At 63.2% G+C, this 15,394-nt stretch carries 13 protein-coding genes; 7 read left to right on the forward strand and 6 right to left on the reverse strand.

Annotated elements, in window-relative coordinates; translation table 11 throughout:
* Window positions 1-54 precede the first annotated feature (54 nt).
* From TM49_RS05440 to TM49_RS22520, 4 genes are all read left to right on the forward strand, one after another.
* On the forward strand, window positions 55-1,083 hold the full coding sequence (locus tag TM49_RS05440; protein ID WP_045679874.1) for a LacI family DNA-binding transcriptional regulator: 1,029 nt from the start codon (window positions 55-57) through the stop codon (window positions 1,081-1,083).
* A 30-nt stretch (window positions 1,084-1,113) separates the two neighbouring features.
* A complete protein-coding gene (gene xylB / locus TM49_RS05445; protein WP_045679875.1) occupies window positions 1,114-2,571 on the forward strand; it encodes a xylulokinase in 1,458 nt (485 codons plus the stop codon).
* Between the two features lie 74 nt (window positions 2,572-2,645).
* Window positions 2,646-3,956, forward strand: coding sequence for a xylose isomerase (gene xylA / locus TM49_RS05450; RefSeq protein WP_045679876.1), 1,311 nt, complete (start codon window positions 2,646-2,648; stop codon window positions 3,954-3,956).
* Window positions 3,957-4,038: 82 nt separating this feature from the next.
* The gene (locus tag TM49_RS22520) at window positions 4,039-4,800 is read left to right on the forward strand and encodes an SH3 domain-containing protein (protein ID WP_082074625.1); all 762 of its coding nucleotides are present in this window, start codon (window positions 4,039-4,041) and stop codon (window positions 4,798-4,800) included.
* A 48-nt stretch (window positions 4,801-4,848) separates the two neighbouring features.
* Here TM49_RS22520 and TM49_RS05460 read toward each other — a convergent pair whose 3' ends face one another.
* From TM49_RS05460 to TM49_RS05475, 4 genes are all read right to left on the reverse strand, one after another.
* Window positions 4,849-5,496 (reverse strand): DUF1062 domain-containing protein, encoded by a 648-nt coding sequence (locus TM49_RS05460; protein WP_045679877.1) that lies wholly within the window; start codon window positions 5,494-5,496, stop codon window positions 4,849-4,851.
* Between the two features lie 397 nt (window positions 5,497-5,893).
* Entirely contained in the window at window positions 5,894-6,721 is an 828-nt protein-coding gene (locus TM49_RS05465; RefSeq protein WP_045679878.1) for an SDR family NAD(P)-dependent oxidoreductase, read from the reverse strand.
* A gap of 112 nt (window positions 6,722-6,833) precedes the next feature.
* Complete coding sequence (locus TM49_RS05470) at window positions 6,834-7,919, reverse strand: FAD-binding oxidoreductase (RefSeq protein WP_045679879.1); 1,086 nt, start codon at window positions 7,917-7,919, stop codon at window positions 6,834-6,836.
* A gap of 1 nt (window position 7,920) precedes the next feature.
* Complete coding sequence (locus tag TM49_RS05475) at window positions 7,921-9,165, reverse strand: aromatic ring-hydroxylating oxygenase subunit alpha (RefSeq protein ID WP_045684807.1); 1,245 nt, start codon at window positions 9,163-9,165, stop codon at window positions 7,921-7,923.
* A 225-nt stretch (window positions 9,166-9,390) separates the two neighbouring features.
* Here TM49_RS05475 and TM49_RS05480 point away from each other — a divergent pair, with 225 nt between their 5' ends.
* Complete coding sequence (locus tag TM49_RS05480; protein WP_158498604.1) at window positions 9,391-10,974, forward strand: pectate lyase family protein; 1,584 nt, start codon at window positions 9,391-9,393, stop codon at window positions 10,972-10,974.
* 4 nt (window positions 10,975-10,978) lie between these two features.
* Here TM49_RS05480 and TM49_RS05485 read toward each other — a convergent pair whose 3' ends face one another.
* Entirely contained in the window at window positions 10,979-11,362 is a 384-nt protein-coding gene (locus tag TM49_RS05485) for a RidA family protein (RefSeq protein ID WP_045679880.1), read from the reverse strand.
* Between the two features lie 67 nt (window positions 11,363-11,429).
* Between TM49_RS05485 and TM49_RS05490 the strand changes: the two genes are divergently transcribed.
* Together TM49_RS05490 and TM49_RS05495 are read left to right on the forward strand one after the other, a co-directional pair.
* Complete coding sequence (locus TM49_RS05490; protein ID WP_045679881.1) at window positions 11,430-12,398, forward strand: L-threonylcarbamoyladenylate synthase; 969 nt, start codon at window positions 11,430-11,432, stop codon at window positions 12,396-12,398.
* Window positions 12,399-12,416: 18 nt separating this feature from the next.
* Window positions 12,417-13,835, forward strand: coding sequence for an FAD-binding oxidoreductase (locus TM49_RS05495; protein ID WP_082074626.1), 1,419 nt, complete (start codon window positions 12,417-12,419; stop codon window positions 13,833-13,835).
* Here the strand turns inward: TM49_RS05495 and TM49_RS05500 are convergent.
* Window positions 13,832-15,226, reverse strand: coding sequence for an MATE family efflux transporter (locus TM49_RS05500; protein ID WP_158498605.1), 1,395 nt, complete (start codon window positions 15,224-15,226; stop codon window positions 13,832-13,834). The genes TM49_RS05495 and TM49_RS05500 overlap by 4 nt on opposite strands.
* Window positions 15,227-15,394: the final 168 nt, after the last annotated feature.

Genomic DNA, 15,394 nt, shown 5'->3' on the forward strand with positions numbered 1-15,394 from the left:
GACCAACAACCGGCGAAAAGCCCGGATCGGAGAGAAACAACCAGGCGGATCAGCATGCGCCCTACCGTTCATGACATTGCAGCCGAGGCAGGCGTCAGCCTTGCCACCGTCGATCGCGTCATGAATGCCCGGCCCGGCGTGCGCGAGAAGACCCGGGTGAGGGTCGAGCAGGCGATCGAGAAGCTTGGCTATGTCCGCGACGTCGCCGCCGCCAATCTCGCCAAGGGTCGCATATATCCCTTCACCTTTATCCTGCCGAAAAACGACAACGCCTTCATGGCGGAACTGCGCCAGGCCGTGGTCGAGGCCAACGAGCAGGGCCGCGTCGAGCGCACCCGCATCGCCATCGTCGATGTTCCCGCCTTCGATGCCGAGGCGCTGGCCTCAGCCCTCGATGCCGCAGGAGCAGATGAACCTGCCGGCATCGCGCTCGTCGCCATCGAGGCCGAGCCGGTGCGCGCGGCGGTGGCGCGGCTAAAGGAAGCGGGCATTCCTGTCGTCACCCTGGTGTCCGATCTCGAGGGCAGCGAGCGCGACCATTATGCCGGCGTCGACAATCCGGCCGCAGGCCGCACCGCCGCCTCTCTCTTGGGGCGCTTCCTGGGAGACCGACGCGGAACGATCGGCGTCCTGGCCGGCTCGCTTTCGGTCCGTGACCATCAGAACCGCTTTTCCGGCTTTTCCGAGGTCATGGCGACGCAATTCCCGCAGTTTGAGATCCTGCCGCCGATGGAAGGTCGCGACGATGCGGCGATCGCCGAGAGGCTGGTCGGCGAAGCGCTTGCGGCACATCCGGACATGATCGGCATCTACAGCCTTGGCGCCGGCAATCGCGGCCTGATTGCCGCACTTCAGCAGGCGAGGGACGCAGGCCGTGAAATCGTCACGATCGCCCACGAACTTTCCGCTCATTCGCGTGCGGCGCTGGAAAGCGGTCTTTTCGACGCCGTGCTGAACCAGGATGCGGGCCACGAGGTCAGAAGCGCCATCCGCGTGCTGAAGGCGCGCGCCGACGGCACGCCAGTGATCGCCGCGCAGGAACGCATCCGCATCGACATTTTCATCAGGGACAATCTGCCGTGATGCGGCGGAAACCATAAAGGGAGGATAGACATGTATCTCGGGCTCGACCTCGGGACCTCCGGCCTCAAGGCCATGCTGATCGACGACGCCCAGAGGGTGATCGCGAGCGCCGATGCGCCGCTCACCGTGGAACGTCTTCACCATGGTTGGTCGGAGCAGAACCCCGCAAGCTGGATCGATGCCTGCCGGATCGCCGTCGGCAGGCTCGCCGAACGCCATCCGTCGGAGCTTTCCGCGGTCAAGGGCATTGGCCTTTCCGGCCACATGCATGGCGCCACACTGCTCGATGCGGGGGGCGACGTGCTGCGCCCCTGCATCCTCTGGAACGACACCCGTTCCTATATCGAGGCCGCCCAGCTTGACGACGATCCGCGCTTCCGCGCGATCACCGGCAATATCGTCTTCCCCGGCTTTACCGCGCCGAAACTGGTGTGGGTGAAGAAGAACGAGCTGGACATCTTCGCGAAGGTCGCCAAGGTGCTTCTGCCGAAGGATTATCTCCGCTTCTGGCTGACCGGCGAATACATCTCGGAAATGTCGGATTCGGCCGGCACCTCCTGGCTCGATACCGCAAAGCGCGACTGGTCGGACGAGCTTCTCGCCGCCACCGATCTCACGCGCGCGCAGATGCCGGACCTCGTCGAGGGCTCTGCGGTCGGCGGCACGCTGAAGCAGGCGCTCGCCTCCGAATGGGGCATGACCGGGCCTGTCGTGGTTGCCGGCGGTGCCGGCGACAATGCCGCTTCCGCCTGCGGCATGGGCACGGTTGCCGACGGCGCGGCCTTCGTCTCGCTCGGCACCTCCGGCGTTCTCTTCGCCGCCAACGACCGCTACCGGCCGAAGCCGGAATCGGCCGTCCACGCCTTCTGCCACGCGCTTCCCGGAATCTGGCACCAAATGGGCGTGATCCTGTCGGCCACCGATACGCTGAACTGGTATGCCAAGGTCACCGACAAGACCCCGGCCGAGCTCTCGGCCGAAGTCGGCGACGCGCTGAAGGCGCCGACCGACGTCACCTTCCTGCCCTACCTTTCGGGCGAACGCACGCCGCACAATGACGCCGCCATCCGCGGCGCCTTCATCGGCCTTGCCCATGAAAGCGATCGGCCGGCGATGACCCGCGCCGTCATGGAAGGCGTTGCCTTCGCGCTGCGCGACAATCTCGAAGCGTTGCGTTCGGCCGGCACGGAGCTCTCCCGGATCACCGCCATCGGTGGCGGCTCGCGCTCGCGCTACTGGCTGAAGGCGGTGGCGACCGCGCTGAACCTGCCGATCGACATCCCTGCCGATGGCGATTTCGGCGCGGCTTTCGGTGCAGCTCGCCTCGGCCTTCTGGCCGCGACCAGTGCCGATCCGCTTTCCGTCTGCACCCCGCCGAGGACGGCGGAAACGGTCGAGCCGGACGCCGCCCACATCGCCGCCTTCGAGGATGCCTATCAGCGTTTCCGGGCACTTTACCCGGCGATCAAGTCAGTCGCCGGCCAGTAGGCCGGACAAACAAAACGGCGCGCGAATTGTCGTGAGACAATTTCCGCCTCTGCTAACCGAAATGGGAGTATCTTATGAGCACCGGTTTTTTCGGCGATATCGCCAAGATCAAGTATGAAGGTCCGGACAGCGACAATCCGTTTGCCTTCAAGCATTACAACCCGGACGAGGTCGTCCTCGGCAAGCCGCTGAAGGATCATCTGCGCTTCGCCGTTGCCTACTGGCATTCGCTGGCCTGGGAAGGTGGCGACCCCTTTGGTGGCCGCACCTTCGAGCGGCCGTGGCATGACGGTGGCATGGACAAGGCGAAGATCAAGGCCGATGTCGCCTTCGAACTCTTCACCCTGCTTGGCGCGCCCTACTACTGCTTCCACGACGCCGACGTACGTCCGGAGGGCGCAAACTTCGCCGAAAGCACGAAGAACCTGAACGAGATTGTCGACTACTTCGCCAAGAAGCAGGAAGAGACCGGCATGAAGCTCCTCTGGGGCACGGCCAACCTCTTCACCCACCGCCGCTTCATGTCGGGCGCCTCAACCAATCCCGATCCCGAGGTCTTCGCCTACTCCGCCGCGACCATCAAGACCTGCATGGACGCGACGATGAAGCTCGGCGGCGAGAACTACGTTCTGTGGGGCGGCCGCGAAGGCTACGAGACCCTGCTCAACACCGATATGGGTCGCGAATTCGACCAGATGGCGCGCATGCTGCACATGGTGGTCGAATACAAGCACAAGATCGGGTTCAAGGGCGCCATCCTGGTCGAGCCGAAGCCGCAGGAACCCTCCAAGCACCAGTATGACTACGACGTTGCCACCGTCTACGGTTTCCTGCAGAAGCACGGGCTGGAGAAGGAAGTGAAGATGAACATCGAGCAGGGTCATGCGATCCTGGCCGGTCACACCTTCGAACATGAACTGGCGCTTGCCCGCACGCTCGGCATCTTCGGCTCGATCGATATGAACCGCAACGACTACCAGTCCGGCTGGGATACCGACCAGTTCCCGAACAACGTTCCGGAAATGGCGCTTGCCTATCTCGAAGTGCTGAAGGCCGGCGGCTTCACCACCGGCGGCACCAACTTCGACGCCAAGGTCCGTCGCCAGTCGATCGACCCGGCCGATCTGCTCCATGGTCATATCGGCGGCATGGATGCCTGCGCCCGCGGCCTCAAGGCCGCTGCCCGCATGCTGGAAGACGGCGCCCTGCAGAAGCCGCTCGACGAGCGCTATGCCGGCTGGAACAGCGACGTGGCGAAGAAGATGCTCGCCGGCGAGATGACCCTTTCCGACATCGCCGCCATGGTTGAGAAGGAAGACATCAACCCGCAGCCGAAATCGGGTCGCCAGGAATATCTGGAAAACATCGTCAACAAATACGTCTGAGGACGGGTGCGACGAATGATGGCAACGAGGCCGGGGCACGCAAGCGCCCCGGCCTTCTTTTAGGCACCGTTCCGGGCACGAGATGTCCTGCGAACCGACTTCTGCTAAGATGACTCAGGAGGACGGTTTGATGATGAAGCTGATCATATGTGCCGCATTGTTGGTCGTTGCCGGCGCGCCTTGTTGGGCGCAGCAGGCCACGCGGATTTCCTTTGTTCCGGGCGCCTCCGAGGCGAAGGTCGAAGGCAAGGTTACCGGCCATGACCACAGGGACTATATCGTTGAGGCTCAAGGCGGGCAGGCGATGGTCGTCACTCTCACCGTGACCGGCACCAACGGCAACGGTACCGCCTATTTCAACATCCTTCCCGCCGGGCAGGACTATGGCGGACCCTATGTCGGCAGCACGGATGATGACCGAGAGGCCGATATCACCGTCCCAAGCGATGGCGATTGGACGATCCGCGTCTATCTGATGGGCAATGACCGCGATGCGGGCAAGACCGTCGATTTCCGGCTCCATGTCGGGCTGTCTGAGGAAAATCAGTCGCCGATGGTTGCAGACGAGGATTTTTTCATCGTCAACCTGTCTTCCCCGAGTGGCGTGCTGAATATTCGGGCAATGCCCGGTGTCGATGGAAAGCAGATCGGAACGGTCAAGAACGGATCCGTTCTGCAGAATGTCGGAGGATGCGTGATCCAAGGCGGTGAACAGTGGTGTGCTGTCAGATCGATCGCGGATGATGCTCGCGGCTGGGTTGCCGGCCGATTTTTGCGGGTCCCTGCGCCGGAAGACGGTCAGCCGGCGCGCGACGGCGTTGAGGAGACGTCGCCCGAAAATTGAGCCTGCGTGCGATGCCGGGGCACGCAAGCGCCCCCGGCCCGTCTCTTGCTAAGCCTTCGCCGGTGGCGACGTGCCCGTGGCCCGGGCAAGCCAGAACTCCCGCTGCCCGGCATCGAAAGTCGGGACGATCGTGATCCTGGTGCCGTCGCTGATGCGGCGGCGGAGGCGGTCGGCGCGCGCCGGTTCTGCCCGGAGCACGCCATTTTCCCAAAGCGCCTTCAGCTGCGACCGGGAGATGTCGAGCGCGGATGCGAGCAGACGGTCGAGCCGCTGGCTCACCGGCAGAGGAGCCGACAGAAGGATCTCCACGCGGGTGAAGGCTGGCGCCTCCGACAGCACCGTGCGCTCGATGTCGATTTCGTCGGATTCGTCGATGCGCCGAGTTTTTCGCTGCAGCGCTGCGAGGTTGAACGCCTCGGCCCGCACCCATTCCGGGTCGTTGGCGCGGAGCGCCTCGAGCACGGCGGGGCTGATGTCGCGAACATTCTGCCGTTCGAAGATCGGCCGGTTCCACGTCCTGTCGCACACCGTGCATTTGTAGATCAGCCAGGCGTCGAGCCGGCGGCCGTTGGCGTTGAGGCGAACCTTGCCGCTTGAGCGGAAGGGGCGGGGCTCCCCGCAGCCGCCGCAGATGATCCAGGGTTGCGGTTCGGTGCGGGGCGTTATGGTCCATCGGACCTGAAGTAAGTTGCACATTTCGTCTTGGTCTTCCGTTCGGAAGTCCACCAAGAGGGTGCAGGAGAAAACCCTTCGCGGGCGCGGCATGGCGATGTCAGGGGTGGCTGAAGAGCGCAGGGCAGCGGACTGCCTTTGGCACAGGGGAACAATGCCAGACCGGTCTCTTGCCGCCACCCGATGGACACAGATACACACCGGCAGCCTGTGGCCGCCCAGCAGTACGGGTGAAACTGGGTCGAGACCGGGATTACTTAGGCAAAGTTGACCTCTATGCGCCAATGCTCTTCGGCGGCGTATCTAGCAGATGCGCCGAGCGGCAGCGAGTCCGATCGTGCAAGCGATGGTAGAATCGGCGGAGCTGCGACTATTATGCAACGAGACAGAAATCTGCGTCGTGCCGGGTTTCAGGCTTCGATCAGTCAAGGCCGGTGATGCGTAACGCCCTGCCGTCATCCGCGATGATGGCATCGATCTCCCTCTCCAGCGCGTCGCGATCTTCCGGCCCGCGCAGCATGCGTCCGGCGAGCCTGTCGAACCGTCCGCGGGCGATATCGGCAATCAGGGCCGCAGCTTTCGAGGGGGGAACGTTGATCTTGTCTTCGAAGAGCTGCTGGATACCGGGGAGAAAGGTGCGGCCGGCCTCGGTGTCGAGCTGCATCTCGGTCATCGCCGTGCGCACCAGACCCGGATCGACGGCAAAGGCCAGCACTCCGCCGGGTACGGTCGTGTCGTTCAGGCACTCGGTGAAGCGCATGATGCCGGCCTTGCTTGCGGCATAGCCGGAGCCATGCGGAAAGCTTGTTCCGGTTCCGCCGCCGACAAGATTGACAATGCGCCCGCGTCCCCGTTCCAGCATTGCCGGCGCGACCACCCGGCAGGTGTGGAAACAACCGCGCAGGTTGATCTCGACATCGCCCCACCATTCGTCGGGATCGCATTCCCAGATCGGGCCGAAGGCGCGGAACGAGCCGTGATTGTTGATCATGCAGTCGATCGGACCGAGCTCCGAGACGATTGCCGCAAATCCTGCCTCGACGGCGCTGCGATCGACGAGATCGACCGGATAGGCTCTCGCCTTTCCGCCCTCGCCCTCGATCAGTGCCACGGTCTCCTCGATCTGTGGAGCGCTGCGGGCCAAGACTGCGACGGTCGCGCCGGCGCGGGCCTGGTGCAATGCGATCTCGCGGCCGATGCCGCGTCCGCCACCGGTGACTACGGCAAGTGTTCCCTGAAGATCAGCCATCGTTTCCTCCCTCGACTGGCAGAACCGCCTCTGTCAAAGCCTCAGAAAAGCGCGGCGGTTTCAGAATGTGAGGGGCGCAAGTCTGACCGAGCGGTGAGAGTGGCGCAAGGCCTCACGCCTCCACCTCGACATCCGTCAGCGGGCGGGAGCAGCAGGCGAGGATGTAGCCTTCCTCGATCTCGTCGTCGAGAATGCCGCCATTGTGCTGCATGTCGACCTTGCCGGACTTGCACATGGTGCGGCAGGTGCCGCAGATGCCGCTCTCGCAGGCGGCGGGAATGCGCACGCCGTGCTTTCTGGCGGTCTGCAGGATGGTGAAGCCGGGCTCGGCCTCGACCCGCTTGCCGCTGTCGGCGAACTCGATGACGAGGCGCTTGTCCTCGTCGGGGCTTTCGCCCACGACCACCGTCGGCGGTGGTGCCTCGGGCTTGAAGGTTTCCTGGAAGTAGTTGTTCGCCATGTCGAAATTCGAGCTTTCGAGCGAATCCCGAACCGTCGCCATGAACGGGTCCGGCCCGCAGCAGAACACCCGGCGCTCGAGGAAATCCGGCACCAGAAGGGCGATCTTGGCGCGGTCGATGAACCCCCTCAGGCCCGACCAGAGCTGGGTGCGTTCCAGCTCGGTGACGATGAAGCCGAGGTTGAAGAACGGCATGTAGCGCGCCTTGTACTCCAGCTCCCAGCGGAAGATGATGTCGCTCGGCGAGCGGGCGCAGTGGATGAAGGCGATGTCGGTATCGGGATTGCGATCGCCGAGATCGCGCGTCATCGACATCATCGGCGTGATGCCGGAGCCCGCCGAGATGAACAGGTATTTCTCCGCCGGATGCCGCACATAGGAAAAGTCGCCGAGCGGACCGATCGCCTTCAGCTTCATGCCGGGATGCAGGTTCTCGAACATCCAGCGCGTACCGATACTGTCCTTCTGCGCCTTCACGGTGACGGCGATGGTGAACGGCCGGGTCGGGCTCGAGGAGATGGTGTAGGTCCTGAGGATCGGTTCGGGCCCGACCGGCAGCTCCAGCGTGATGTACTGGCCCGGCAGATAGCGGAACCAGATGTTTTCCTCCTCGGCGCGGAAGGAGAAGGTCATCACGTCCGGCGCTTCCGGCGTCCAGGCCACGCATTCGAGCATATGCTCGCGGCCATTCCACGGCACCATCTCGTCGATATGTCTGAATGGCTGCGCTTTTCTCATGTCAGGCGACGATCGCGAGCGGTTTTCCGGCGTCCGACAGGCGCTCGATGGAGGTGTTGGCATACCATTCGACGAATTGCATCACGCCGCCCTCGTCCTCTTCGCAATAGGGGCCGGGTTCATAGGCCGGCGAGCGGATGCCGCGGGCGTTTTCCTCGACGATCTGGCGGTCCTGGTCGTTGGTAAACGTCCAGACATGGGTCAGCTCCTCCAGGTCGTAATCGATGCCCTCGACCGCATCCTTCGGCACCATCCATGTCGTGGTCACCTCGGTTTCCTCCGGCCCGAGCGGCAGCACGCGGAAGGAAATCGCGTGGTCGCCGAGGAAGTGGTTCCAGGTGGTCGGATAGTGAAACAGCAGCAGCGCGCCGATGCCGGCGGCGGCCGTGTTCGGCCCCATCGGCTTGTTGACGGCGCGCCGGCCGCTCATCGTGTAGCTCTCCGCACCCGGGATCAGCGGCATGCGGGTGATGCGGAACTGGCCGTCGGGGTTCAGGAAGAACCGCGCCTTCAGCCCGGCCGCCTCGCAATGCGCCCAGTGCGCCTGGATCTCCGGATCGTCCATCATGCCTTGAACGCCGGTCACGGAGGCGGCTTCCGGGTAGGTCAGGCAGAGCTCGGGATGGTTTGCCGCGCAGTGATAGCATTCGCGGTTGTTTTCCCAGACAAGCTTCCAGTTGCCCTTCTCCACGATCGAGGATTTGAAGGCGACCTTGGTTTCGCGGATGTTGTGCGGCGCGAGATAGGGCGCGACGGTTTCCCTCAGCGGGCCGATATCGGGCGCAACATCTGCGAGGCAGATGAAGATATAGCCCTCGATGCTCTCGCAATGCACCGGCTTCAGTCCGAACTGCGCCTTGTCGAAGTCCTCGCCCATGTGGCGGACATATTGCAGCGTGCCGTCGAGATCGTAAGTCCACTGGTGATAGGGGCAGACGAGCTTGGCGGTCGTGCCCTTGTCGGAGGTGCAGACGCGCGAGCCGCGATGGCGACAGGAATTGTGCAGCGCACGAATTTCCTTGTCGCGGCCGCGGGTGATGATCACCGAATAATCGCCGACCTGGATGGTCAGATAGTTACCCGGCCGCGGGATCTCGCAGTCATGGGCAACGAACAGCCAGTCGCGATAGTAGAAGTTTTCCATGTCGACCCGGAAATAATCGGGGTCGGTATAAAACGGGCGGGCAAGCGTGAAGCCGTCGCGGCGGTTCTTCAGCTCGTCCAGCATTTTCTGGCGTATCGTCATGGCGGCCTCCGGGGCGAAGACGGGCAATAATCTCCATTTAATCACCGGGGCCTTCACCCCTGCATTCCAATCACGACATCACTTTCGGAAATGACGACACCTTGTCGCAGCCGAGGCAGGTCGGACAACGGTCATTGCAATGCAACCGATTGTTGATAGTATGAAGTGCATACTTGCATATCAGTTTCGAAAATGACCATCGCGAAGCTCTGGGAGGACGACTGCATGGACAAACGAACCAAATCTTTCCGCCATATATTTGCGGGCGCAACGGCGCTTGCGCTTCTGGCCGCCGCAGTACCGGTCATGGCCCAGGGCGTCAGCGCGCCGGATAATTCCGTCTTCAGCATCGAAGGTTACGCCGCCGTGGCCGCAGTCACCGGCGGCGGTGTCTATCCGGAAGACGACCCGCGTTACGTCAAGGTCTCGACGGCCGAAGAATTCCTGGCGGCCCTTGCCAGCATATCGGCTACCGACAACGAACCCTACCGCGTCATCGAGATCACGCAGGATCTCGATCTCGGCTACAACGCCGCCGGCGGCGACGCGACGGCGGAAAAATACCCGTTCTTCAAGGCGCACAATCCGGCCCTTGCCAATCCGCTGCTGATGAAAACCGGCGTTTCGAAGATCAACATCACCGGCTTCGGCGGTCTGACGATCTATTCGAAGACCGGCGTCCGCATTCTCCATGCCGGCTTCAACATCGACGACGGCAACAATCTCGTCATTCGCAACCTCAAGTTCGACGAGTTCTGGGAGTGGGACGAGAAGACCAAGGGCGACTATGACGAAAACGACTGGGATTACATCACCATCGGCAATTCGAAGGATACCTCTGTTGGAGGTGTCTGGATCGATCACTGCACCTTCTACAAGGCCTATGACGGCATCGTCGACATCAAGCGCGGCGCCTCAAACCCGGCAGATACCGGTGCCGATACCCAGAAGGCCAACGGCATCACCATTTCCTGGACCGAAATCCTGCCCGGCAGCGGCAATCCGGATTTCATGAAGGACCAGTTCGACTATCTGGAGGAAAAGCGGGCGGACTTTCCGTTCTATGACTTCCTGCGCTCCTTCATGACGGAAGAACAGATCATGGAAGTCGAAACGCCGGTCAAGAAGGGCCATCTGATCGGCTCGTCGAGCAAGAAGGAAAAGCCCGGTTTCGTCGTGACCCTCGCCCACAATCACTACAAGGACCTGCAGGACCGCATGCCGCGCCTGAGGACCGGCGATGTTCAGGTTTATAACCTCTACGCCGATGTCTCGGATGTGCGCGAAACCATGGTCTGGTTCGACAAGCTGATGGCCGACAATCCCGACAAGGCGGCGCAGCTTTCCGGCGATCCCTACAAGCTGAAGCTCTACACCAACGGCTCGATCTCGACCGAGGGCGGCGCGGTGATGGTGCGCAACAGCGTCTATGAGGGCGTCCAGTGGCCGCTGAAGAACAACCAGTCGGACCCGGACGATCCGAGCTTCACCGGCGCGATCCAGGCATTTGAAACGCGCATGGCGCTGCTTGCGGAGGCGGATGCCGACATCATCCCCGATCCGCAGGGCACCTATGAAAGCGACAACGGCACCGCATGGATATGGTGGCAGGGCGATAGCGGCCTCTCCGGCACGCCGCTCGGGCCGAAGGATGCGCCGCCGATCGACTTTGCCTGGAACAATGGCGAACCGCCGGAACCGGCCAACATGGTCGGCACCGACGAAGTGAAGGACCTCGTCACCACCTATGCGGGGGCCGGCAAGATCGCGTTGACCTCCGACCAGTGGATGAGCGTCGATATCAGGTAACCGGTCAACCTTGTGGCGGCGCGGCCAGCGCCGTCACCTCGATTTCGATCCTGTATTTCGGGTCGATCAGGCCGCATTCCAGCATGGTCGCCACCGGCGGGTCATCGCCGAAGGTTTCGGCAAGGACCGGCCAGCAGGTGGGGAAATCTTGCGCATCCGGGAGATAGTAGGTGACCCGCACGACTTCGGCGAAACCGACGCCGGCCTCGGCGAGTGCCTTTCCGATGGCTTCCAGCGCCGAACGGCACTGGCCGGCGACATCGTCGGGAATGACGGCGCCCTGTGCGGTCGTTCCTGCCACATGGACAAAACCGCCGGCGACCACCGCGCGGCAATAGCCGATCTTCTTTTCGTAGATACCGCCCGAGCTGATCCGCCTGATCGCCATGAGAAAATCCTTTGTTCGCGGGCCCCGTTGTTCTAAACGATTATCGTTCAGGCAAAACGGGAAGACCATGGCGAACATCATCGAAATCGGTCGCGAGGCGGAAGCGCTCAGCGAGGGCCGGGCGCTCATTCTCGGCGGCGAACTGGTCGCGATACCGACGGAAACCGTCTACGGCCTCGCCGCCGACGCGACCCAGCCCGCGGCGATTGCCAAGATCTACGCCGCCAAGGGCCGCCCCGCCTTCAATCCGCTGATCTGCCACATGTCCGACCTCGCAATGGCCGAGCGCTATGCGATCTTCGATCCGCTCGCCCGCCAGCTCGCCGAGGCTTTCTGGCCCGGCCCGCTGACGCTGGTGCTGCCATTGTTCGAAGGCTCCGGCATCGCCTCGGCCGCCACCGCCGGCCTGCCGACCGTTGGCGTGCGCGTGCCGCGCGGCTTTGCCGGCAAGCTAATTGCCGAGGCCGACCGGCCGCTTGCCGCGCCGAGCGCCAACACGTCCGGCCGCATCAGCCCGACGACGGCTCTCCATGTCGAAACCGACCTCGGCGACAAGGTCGGCCTGATCCTCGATGGCGGCCCGTCGCTGGTCGGTGTGGAATCGACGATCCTGAAGGTTGCCGATGGCGTTTTGACATTGTTGCGGCCCGGCGGCATTTCGGCCGAGGCCGTCGAGCGGTTGACCGGCATCATGCCGGAGAGGCCCTTCGGTTTCACCACTATTGAAGCGCCGGGCATGATGGCGTCGCATTATGCGCCGAAGGCGAGCGTGCGTCTCAACGTCACCCACGTCGAACCGGGCGAGGCGCTGGTCCTGTTCGGCGATGCCGCCGTCGATAACGGCGATGTGGCCCGCGTCACCTTCCAGCTCAGCGAGAGCGGCGACCTCGCGGAGGCGGCAAGCCGTCTTTACGATGTGATGATCGCGGCCGATGCCAGCGGCGCCGAAGCGATCGCCTTCACGCCCATTCCCGGCGACGATCTCGGCGAGGCCATCAACGATCGTCTGACCCGCGCCGCCGCCCCGCGCGGCTGACCCCGGAGAGAATTGACCATGACCAGTACCGACCTCATTGCTCGGTTCACCGCGATTGTCGGCAAGCCCTATGCCCTGACCGAGGCCGCCGATATCGAACCCTACCTCACCGAAAACCGCGGTCTTTATCGCGGTGCGACGTCGCTGGTGCTGAAGCCCGGCTCGACCGAAGAGGTCGCCGCGATCATGAAGCTTGCCAGCGAAACCAGGACGCCGGTGGTGCCGGCCGGCGGCCGCACCGGCCATGTCGGTGGTCACGTACCGCGCGAGGCCGGTACCGATATCGTGCTGTCGCTGGAACGGATGGACAAGATTAGGAAGATCGATACCACCGCGAATGTGCTCATTGCCGATGGCGGCGCCATTCTGGCCGATGTGCAGAAGGCGGCGGACGACAACGACCGGCTGTTTCCGCTGTCGCTCGGTTCGGAAGGTTCGGCCCGCATCGGCGGCAATCTGTCGACCAATGCCGGCGGCACGGCGGTGCTGGCTTATGGCTCGACCCGCAATCTCTGCCTCGGCCTCGAAGTGGTGCTGCCGACCGGCGAAATCTGGAACGGGCTCCGCAGCCTGAAGAAGGACAATACCGGCTACGACCTGCGCGACCTCTTCATCGGTGCGGAAGGCACGCTCGGCATCATCACCGGGGCGGTGCTGAAGCTGTTTCCCAAGCCGCGGGGCCATCAGGTGGCCTTTGCCGCGGTCAATTCCCCGGAGCAGGGGCTTGAGCTCTTCACCCTGGCGAGCCAGCGCTGCGCTTCGGCGCTGACCGGCTTCGAGATCATGGCGGGCATGGCCTTCGCCTTCACGCTCAAACATACCGAGGGTGCCCGCGACCCGCTGGCTGAAAAGCACCCGTGGTACACGCTGATTGACATTTCCACGGCCGACAGCCAGCAATCCGCCGACCAGATGATGGAGTCACTGCTCGAAGAGGCCTTCGAGAAGGAGGTCGTGATCGATGCCGTGATCGCCAAGTCGCAGAGCGAGATCGACGAGCTCTGGCACATGCGCAACACCATGTCGGAGGCGCAGAAGCCCGAGGGCGGTTCGATCAAGCACGATGTCTCGGTGCCGGTCTCCGCAATCCCCGCCTTCCTGCACGAGGCGGATGCGGCGGTGACGAAGGCCATTCCCGGCGCCCGCATCTGCGCCTTCGGCCATATCGGCGACGGCAATATCCATTACAACATCTCCCAGCCCGTCGGCGCCGACAAGGCGGAATTCGTTGCCCGCTGGGGCGAGATCAACAGGATCGTGCACGCAATCGTTCTGGCCCATGGCGGCTCGATTTCCGCCGAGCACGGCATCGGCCGGCTGAAGCGCGATGAACTCGCGGAAATCCGCGAGCCCATCGAGATCGACCTGATGCAGCGCATCAAGCACGCCTTCGACCCTGCCGGGATCATGAACCCCGACAAGGTGTTGAAGGTCTAGCCGGCACTGTAAAACATCCCGAACCGTGCGCCGTTTCGAGTATGGTTTGCCCAGAGCACGATGATGGCCAGTACCAGCATGCCGAGATCGGCGACGGGTGCTGCCAGCCAGATGCCGGTTTCGCCGAAGGCGAAGGGCAGGACGAAGATGAACGGTATGGTGAAAAGATAGGTGCGGCCGAGCGAGATCGCGGCCGCATTGGCCGCCTTGCCGATCGCCTGGAAATAGCCGGATAGCACCATCAGCGGACCGGCCAGCACATAGCAAAGCGTGATCAGCCGCACGATCCGGACCGTCTCGGCGATGATCGCCGGATCATCAACGAACAGCGCGCCAAGGGGCGCTGCCGCCAGCATGAAGGTCATCTCGACGATGAAGCCATAGGCAAGGCCGACGCCAAGTCCGACGACCAGCGTTCGGTCGGATCGGGCAAATTGCCCTGCGCCGTAATTGTTTCCCACGATCGACTGGCAGGCGAAATTCAGACCCATCAGTGGCAGAAAGGCGAAGGTGAGCAGCCGCGATGCGATGCCATAGGCGGCGATCGTCACATCGTAATGGCTCTCGCCCCAGAGTTTCACCCCGACGATATAACTTGCCGCCGAAAGGCTGATGCCGATCAGCGCCAGCGACGGCGGCAGGCCGAGCGCCAGAATGCGCGGCCAGGCTTCCGTGATGCGCATGCCTGTGCGCCGCCAGAGCGCCACCCGCGTATGTCCGGATAGGCGGAGCCAGCCAACGACGACGAGCGCCGCGGCTTGCGCGGCAAGCGTGCCGATCGCCGAGCCGGCGACGCCCCAGCCGAGCCAGGCGATGAACAGATAGTTGAAGCCGATATTGGCAAGGGTCACCAGCACGCCGATCACCGCCATCACGCCCGGCTTGCCTTCGGAGCGCAGCGTGTCGCCCTGGATGCCGATCAGGAACTGCAGCGGCGAGCCGAAGATCATCAGCCCGATATAGATCTTTGCCATCGCCGCAAGCCCGGCATCGCCGTTGGAAAGCCCGTCGATGATCCTGACGCCGAGCGTCACATAGAAGACCATCAGCAGCGCCGCGACGATGAAGGCGAGCACCGTTGCCGACTGCACCGCCGACTGGGCCCCGTTATCCTCGCCGGCGCCGAGCCGCCGGGCCAGGATCGAGGCCATGCCGGAAGAGACCAGTGTCGACAAGGCATTGATCGCCATGAAGATCGGAAACACCAGCGTCACGGCGGCAAGCGCCTGCGGGCCGACGTAGACGCCGAGAAAGATGGCGTCAACGACCGTAAACAGGCCGCTGACCAGCATCAAAAGCACGATCGGTGCGGCGGTCTTGAGAAAGAGCGGGCCGACTGGCCCGGAAAGATAGGGATTTTTCCGTCCGGCTTCGGGACTTGCGTTGTCCATCATCGATGTCCTTCATGGACACTCATGGCCGCAGATGGCCTTAGAACGGGGCCCGCATTACCGAAAGCTTCGAGTGTCGTCCGAAAAACGATGAGCGAAGGAGACTGACTTCACCAACGCCATCAGGCGCGCGGGCGGCAGGCGTCAGCAGCCGCGCCGAGATAGCGC

It is taken from the genome of Martelella endophytica (assembly GCF_000960975.1).
Classification (GTDB): Bacteria; Pseudomonadota; Alphaproteobacteria; order Rhizobiales; family Rhizobiaceae; genus Martelella; species Martelella endophytica.

Coding starts and splice junctions, on each gene's coding strand:
- TM49_RS05495 (WP_082074626.1), top strand. CDS start 12,417: ATGACCAGTACCGACCTCATTGCTCGGTTCACCGCGATTGTCGGCAAG.
- TM49_RS05485 (WP_045679880.1), bottom strand. CDS start 11,362: ATGGCGATCAGGCGGATCAGCTCGGGCGGTATCTACGAAAAGAAGATC.
- TM49_RS05440 (WP_045679874.1), top strand. CDS start 55: ATGCGCCCTACCGTTCATGACATTGCAGCCGAGGCAGGCGTCAGCCTT.
- xylA (WP_045679876.1), top strand. CDS start 2,646: ATGAGCACCGGTTTTTTCGGCGATATCGCCAAGATCAAGTATGAAGGT.
- TM49_RS05475 (WP_045684807.1), bottom strand. CDS start 9,165: ATGACGATACGCCAGAAAATGCTGGACGAGCTGAAGAACCGCCGCGAC.
- TM49_RS05465 (WP_045679878.1), bottom strand. CDS start 6,721: ATGGCTGATCTTCAGGGAACACTTGCCGTAGTCACCGGTGGCGGACGC.
- TM49_RS05460 (WP_045679877.1), bottom strand. CDS start 5,496: ATGTGCAACTTACTTCAGGTCCGATGGACCATAACGCCCCGCACCGAA.
- TM49_RS05470 (WP_045679879.1), bottom strand. CDS start 7,919: ATGAGAAAAGCGCAGCCATTCAGACATATCGACGAGATGGTGCCGTGG.
- xylB (WP_045679875.1), top strand. CDS start 1,114: ATGTATCTCGGGCTCGACCTCGGGACCTCCGGCCTCAAGGCCATGCTG.
- TM49_RS05500 (WP_158498605.1), bottom strand. CDS start 15,226: ATGGACAACGCAAGTCCCGAAGCCGGACGGAAAAATCCCTATCTTTCC.
- TM49_RS22520 (WP_082074625.1), top strand. CDS start 4,039: ATGTCCTGCGAACCGACTTCTGCTAAGATGACTCAGGAGGACGGTTTG.
- TM49_RS05490 (WP_045679881.1), top strand. CDS start 11,430: ATGGCGAACATCATCGAAATCGGTCGCGAGGCGGAAGCGCTCAGCGAG.
- TM49_RS05480 (WP_158498604.1), top strand. CDS start 9,391: ATGGACAAACGAACCAAATCTTTCCGCCATATATTTGCGGGCGCAACG.